Source organism: Mucilaginibacter sp., assembly GCF_036383575.1.
Classification (GTDB): Bacteria; Bacteroidota; Bacteroidia; order Sphingobacteriales; family Sphingobacteriaceae; genus Mucilaginibacter.
Genome location: NZ_DASVOB010000163.1, coordinates 1 through 5,370, shown reverse-complemented (window position 1 = coordinate 5,370; position 5,370 = coordinate 1). Strand labels below are relative to the sequence as shown.

Here is a 5,370-nt window from a genome sequence, read left to right as displayed (position 1 = left end):
GGCGGGCATTTAGTGCCGCGGGTTGTTGTTGACCTATCGAAAAAAAATCTTAAAGATCCGGCTGTATTAAACGAGGCGGGCTATCTGTATTCACCGTTGCTGGATAAATATAACATGGCCGAACAGTCGGTTGATTTTGTTTACCTGGCAGATGAATTGCCTTCATTTACCTTGCCGGGCAACTTAAAACAACTTTATAATTATAACGCGTGGCTTAAGCTTGCTGATAAAACCAATTGCCACCCGGTATTTACTTTGCAGGAATACATTGGCGATGTTAATCGTTCGTCAAAATTGAACCTGGTGCGTTTAAAACCTGCAGATATTGATTCGGAAGCATTCGGATCTATCCAGCTGGATAATTCGCTGGTACTGGTGCTTGAAACAGATGCTTTACACGGGATGGCCGAGCAGCGTTCTTTCTTCTTTAAAATGGAAGAACTGGGCTTGGATGTGCCAGTGATAGTGAAGAGAAGCTATGCTTTTGAGTCGGAAAGTCCGGAAGTCGGAAAGTCCGAAAGTGAAGCTGACCTCAAATCTCAAATCTCAGATCTCACATCTAAATTACAACTCTACGCCTCTACCGACCTTGGCGCTTTATTGGTTGATGGTTTTGGGGATGGCATCTGGATTGATGCGCCGGAACTGCCTACAAATGTTATTACCTCTACGGCTTTTGGTATTTTGCAGGCTACCCGCTCACGCATTTCCAAAACGGAATATATCTCCTGCCCAAGCTGCGGGCGTACCCTGTTCGATCTGATGGTTACTACGCAGATGATTCGCAGTCGTACCAGTCATCTTAAGGGCTTGAAGATAGGCATCATGGGTTGTATCGTAAATGGTCCCGGTGAAATGGCCGATGCAGATTATGGTTATGTAGGTTCAGGTACAGATAAAATTACCCTCTATCGGGGCAAGGAAGCTGTGAAGAAAAATATCAGTTCGGCCAATGCACTTGATGAATTGATCAATATCATTAAAGGCGATGGTAATTGGATCGATGTGATGCAGGAGTAATTGTCTGAACCGGGATTAACTGATTTAAGGATTTTACCGTCCCCTCAGGGTCTCTCTGCGAGTTTAAGTTAACCCACAAATAAAAAAGTTATCTTAGTGTCCCTAATGGGGATATTTGAAACATCAAGGTGTATAGCTTTACAGATGGAGGGTATCAAATTTGGCCATTTTTACAGAGAGTCACGCTATAAGCAGGTGATTTCGGTATTAAATTCGTCCAATCCATCATTAAATTTTCCGGAGTTGTTTAAAAATCAGCATCAGCTAAAAGCCTTTTACCGCTTGATAAATAATGAATCTATTAATCATTCCACGTTTATATCAGGCTATCAGGCAGGCTTGATAAGCTATTCAAAAGAACAACCCAATTCAGAATCCTGGATTTTAGTACAGGATACAATGCTAACCGACTATAACAGTCGCAACCAGGACTTGGGTTATACTCAAACAGAACAATCCAATGGCTTTTTATTACACCATGGCTTGTTACTGGATGAAAAGTATGTTCCTTTAGGGTTATTACATCAACAGGTTATCCATAGGAGCGAAAGGGATTCGGCAAGGCTGCACAATGGCGCACTAAACCGACTTCGGAAAAAGAATCCAATAAATGGATTGAAGGTGTAAAAACAGGTATCCGCTTTAGTAAGGAAACCGGCAGGCATCTTATCCATGTAATGGATCGGGAAGCCGATATAGTAGCTGTTATGAATAAATGTATTGGAGATGACCAATACTTTATCATCAGGGCAAGACATGACCATAGCTCCCAAATGCTGTCAGAAAAGGATAAAACAGACACGCCGGAACTTTTTAGGATTTATCAGCTTTCGCCCGCTTTGCCAAATCCATTTACAATAACAAGGACATTGAGGAATGAAAAGGGCAAAGAATACAGGGCTACATGTGAGATGAACTCCTGCTCTGTCAAGCTTAGGGATATAGATAAGGAAATAAATTGTGTATGGATAAAAGAGCAGGTTGCAGATGATGGTCATGCGCCTGCCGAATGGTTTCTATTAACAAACTGTGCTATCAAACATGAAAAAGATGCAGAACAAATCCCTGAGATCTATTCAAAAAGATGGACTGTCGAGGATTGTCATAAATGCTACAAGACTGGCTGTAGTATAGAAAAGCGGCAGTTTGATTCCCGTAAAGCACTCACTGCCAGCATAGGCCTGTTAGCTATAAGCGCCGTTGTACTGCTAAGAAGCCGATATATTGCAAAGCATCAGCATGATACACCCTTCGAAATAATCGTCACAGATAAAGCTGAACAGGAATTGGCAAGGAGGCTTGCAGATAAATACCTGATGCCAATTGACAGGCAACTATGCGAACCGCATTCTGCATTATGGTGGTTGCTGCTGCTGGGACGAATGGGGGACACCAGGGACTTAAAAGTAAAGGCCTGCCCGGATGGAAGGCCCTTTGGAAAGGATACTCCTTTTTTCAGTCTTTGATGATCGGCTTTATTTACGCAAATAACAGCCCGTGATTTTGTGGGTTAACTTAAACTTGCGAGAGATCCAGAGGGAACATGAAGCATAACTTAATTTTCCAAACAAAAAGCCCGAATGCCTAACACCCGGGCTTGAAATATTATTCGCAAAAGTTTATCCGTTTAAACGGTTTAGCGGGCCTTTATTTCACTTTCAGATTTCAGCACTTTGCTGCCGTTTTTCTGTTCAATTTCATAAGCGGGCTCCTCTTTGCTGGCGTTACGTTCAACTTTTGCGCCTTTTATGGTTTTGCTTACCGGTTCATCGTGCTTTTTAACGATGTGGCCTTCAGCTTCTGATTTTCCCCATTTCCAGGTTACTTCATCTCCCTTTTTCATATGCTACACTTTTTAAGTGTAACATGTGCGGTGGGTTATTGATTTAATAAAGATGAAATAACCATCCCTCGGGGTGCCGGGCATTATTTTATTAAATGACCTATAGCGTGAATGATAGATACGGCATGTTCCGCAGCTTTCATAACCAAATGGATCAATTGAATTGCAAGTAGAGTTTTCATGGCATTTATTATTGTTGTTGTTTAGTGATCCAAAATTGCACACAAATGGCACCCTGCCGTTAGGTTTATTAGGCGAAGCAAGTGCAGTTATCGGTGAATGGAGGTAAAACATCGGAGAAATGCCGGTAAAAACAGAGTGTTGTCGGTAAAACTTTTGCGAATACTGCCGCTGCTTATCTAAAATGCTTAAGAAATATTGCCTGTTGTTTCAATTCTTGTTAGATCGTAATATTGGAATTGTATTGATTTTGTTACATTTGTTGCAGTAGTAAATTCAAATCACACCTAATTAATTATCACGAAATGAAAAGAAATGCCTTGTTATTGGCACTCATGCTATTGTGCAGCATAACTCTGAAAGCACAGATCAAACAAATTGCAGAAGGCCCCGTATTTGAAGAACCCGAAGAGGGCTTTGCCAAAATACTTCAATTTAAAAATGGCAGCACCATGTTTGTTCATATCGATGCAAAAAAAGGCATTGATGTACGCAGATATGATGGTACACACAAGGAAACTGCTGTAAATCATATCGACCCATCATACGGAAAACTAAAAAACGGCAGCATTAAAGGTTTTTTTGAGATCAGTGGTAACGCTATTTTATTAGTTAGTGAAATTGATGGCCGCGTACCATCACTTTACCGGATTACAATTGATGGAAAGACAGGTAACCTGATAGATGACCGCAAAATAGCTGAGTTAAATAAAATGAGCATGTTTGCGGGCTATTCAATGGTATTTGGTAGCGTGCCCATGCCTGATTTTTTTGTTCGTAAAGATCCGGATAGCGATAACTATGCAATTGCTTTGTTCAACTCGTTTGAGTCGGACAGGAGCAAACGGATTGAAATTGTGGCCTATGGTTCTGATAACAATGAGAAAAGCCGTGCCTATTATAACTCACCTGATGATAGGTACAAGTATCTGAAATACCTTGATATGGCGGTGATTGGTAGCGAAAAGGTTTGCGTATTGGCTTATGCCTCTAACTCGCAATCGGGTGGAAACGATGGGGAGCTTATTTTGGCAGGTTTGGATAAAGGCGCGAAAACGGTTACTTTAAACGAACTTGATTTTGCACGAAATGAGGCGGTATCATGGGGCCTTGCCCGCTATAGTCCAACCGTAAAGCAGATCATCGTATCTGTAACGGTTAAAGGCAGAGGTAATAAGTATACCCCTTTACTGGCGTTTGTAAATCCCTTTGATAAAAAAGTTAACCGGGTTGATGCAGCCATCCCCTCATCAAGGATCATCAATTATCCTAAAGATGAATTTGACGGAGTACCTGTTAATTTGTTTTTAAATACCGACGGAACATTCAGTATCGTTTTTGAACAGATCAGCATTACGGTTGTTAGTTATTCAGGTATTAATATTGGTCCTGTAGCTCCGGGAAGCTCCACCAGTTGGCTGCGCAACATAGCCATTGTAAACTATAGCAAAACAGGCGAGTTTATAAACGATTATATGATTAGGAAGAGGCACGATGTTAACGCGGCTTATCTGCAACCTTATTATCAATCTATACGCCATGACATGGGCCAAATGTTATATAAAGGTAACCAGTATAAATCATTTGATTTTATAAGTGCCGGCCCGCGCAGTTATGTTGTTTTCAACGATACGGAACGTAATAGTGATGCACAGGAAAAAGGGGGGGTAATAACTATTGAGGGAGTAAGTAATTGTGATGCATTTGTTTATCCACTAAAAGGTACCGACTTAATACCTAAAAGGGATTATCTTTTCGGTAACCCGGAAAGTAAGAAGGATCATAACCTGGCACTGTTTACGATATCTGATTATGATAAGCAAAGCAATGTTTATGCGACGCTGAAGCTCGAAAATCAACATGGTAATAAAGGTGTTAAGGTTATTTGGCTGCAGCCGTAAATGAAATAAGCCGATATTAAATAACAAAGCCGATTTGCTTAATTGCAAATCGGCTTTCGATTTTCATAGATAGATGAGCATATCAACTCACCAGGTTGGCCAATGCCTGGATAACTGTCACCGTATGTTCCTGTAAGGTGATCATCACAGCAATAAGCGGATTGTAAAATGTTTTCATGATAATTTTATTTGCCGCAAATATGTGCCCTTAGCTTTTTGTTAAACAGGGATTTTAGGTGAAACGGCATAAAATGTCGGTGAATGGACCGCGGGCGCAGGAAAAGTACTGTCAAACCGGTGTTTTACGACCAAAATCCATGTGCCCTGATCTGGCTTGATGGATAGCCCTGCAATTTTAACAACTTACGCAGTTCGCCTACCATGGTATGGTTGCCGGCAAGGTAAAATACCGAATGTTCAAGGTTG

At 41.1% G+C, this 5,370-nt stretch carries 5 protein-coding genes; 4 read left to right on the top strand and 1 reads right to left on the bottom strand.

Annotated features, from left to right (window positions below):
• From VF500_RS05970 to VF500_RS05960, 3 genes are all read left to right on the top strand, one after another.
• Positions 1-1,020, top strand: a 1,020-nt coding sequence (locus tag VF500_RS05970; RefSeq protein WP_330858787.1) for a flavodoxin-dependent (E)-4-hydroxy-3-methylbut-2-enyl-diphosphate synthase, incomplete at its 5' end; no start/stop codon positions are given.
• A 105-nt stretch (positions 1,021-1,125) separates the two neighbouring features.
• Positions 1,126-1,647 carry a hypothetical protein gene (locus VF500_RS05965; RefSeq protein ID WP_330858786.1) on the top strand — a complete coding sequence of 174 codons (522 nt, stop codon included), beginning with the start codon at positions 1,126-1,128 and terminating at the stop codon, positions 1,645-1,647.
• Complete coding sequence (locus VF500_RS05960) at positions 1,635-2,486, top strand: transposase (protein WP_330858788.1); 852 nt, start codon at positions 1,635-1,637, stop codon at positions 2,484-2,486. The genes VF500_RS05965 and VF500_RS05960 overlap by 13 nt, the downstream gene beginning before the upstream one ends.
• A gap of 170 nt (positions 2,487-2,656) precedes the next feature.
• Here VF500_RS05960 and VF500_RS05955 read toward each other — a convergent pair whose 3' ends face one another.
• The gene (locus tag VF500_RS05955) at positions 2,657-2,863 is read right to left on the bottom strand and encodes a DUF2945 domain-containing protein (protein ID WP_330858785.1); all 207 of its coding nucleotides are present in this window, start codon (positions 2,861-2,863) and stop codon (positions 2,657-2,659) included.
• A 485-nt stretch (positions 2,864-3,348) separates the two neighbouring features.
• On the opposite strand from VF500_RS05955, the gene VF500_RS05950 reads away from it, so the two are divergent.
• Positions 3,349-4,944: a hypothetical protein gene (locus VF500_RS05950; RefSeq protein WP_330858784.1), complete on the top strand. Its 1,596-nt coding sequence runs from the start codon at positions 3,349-3,351 to the stop codon at positions 4,942-4,944.
• Positions 4,945-5,370 lie beyond the last annotated feature (426 nt).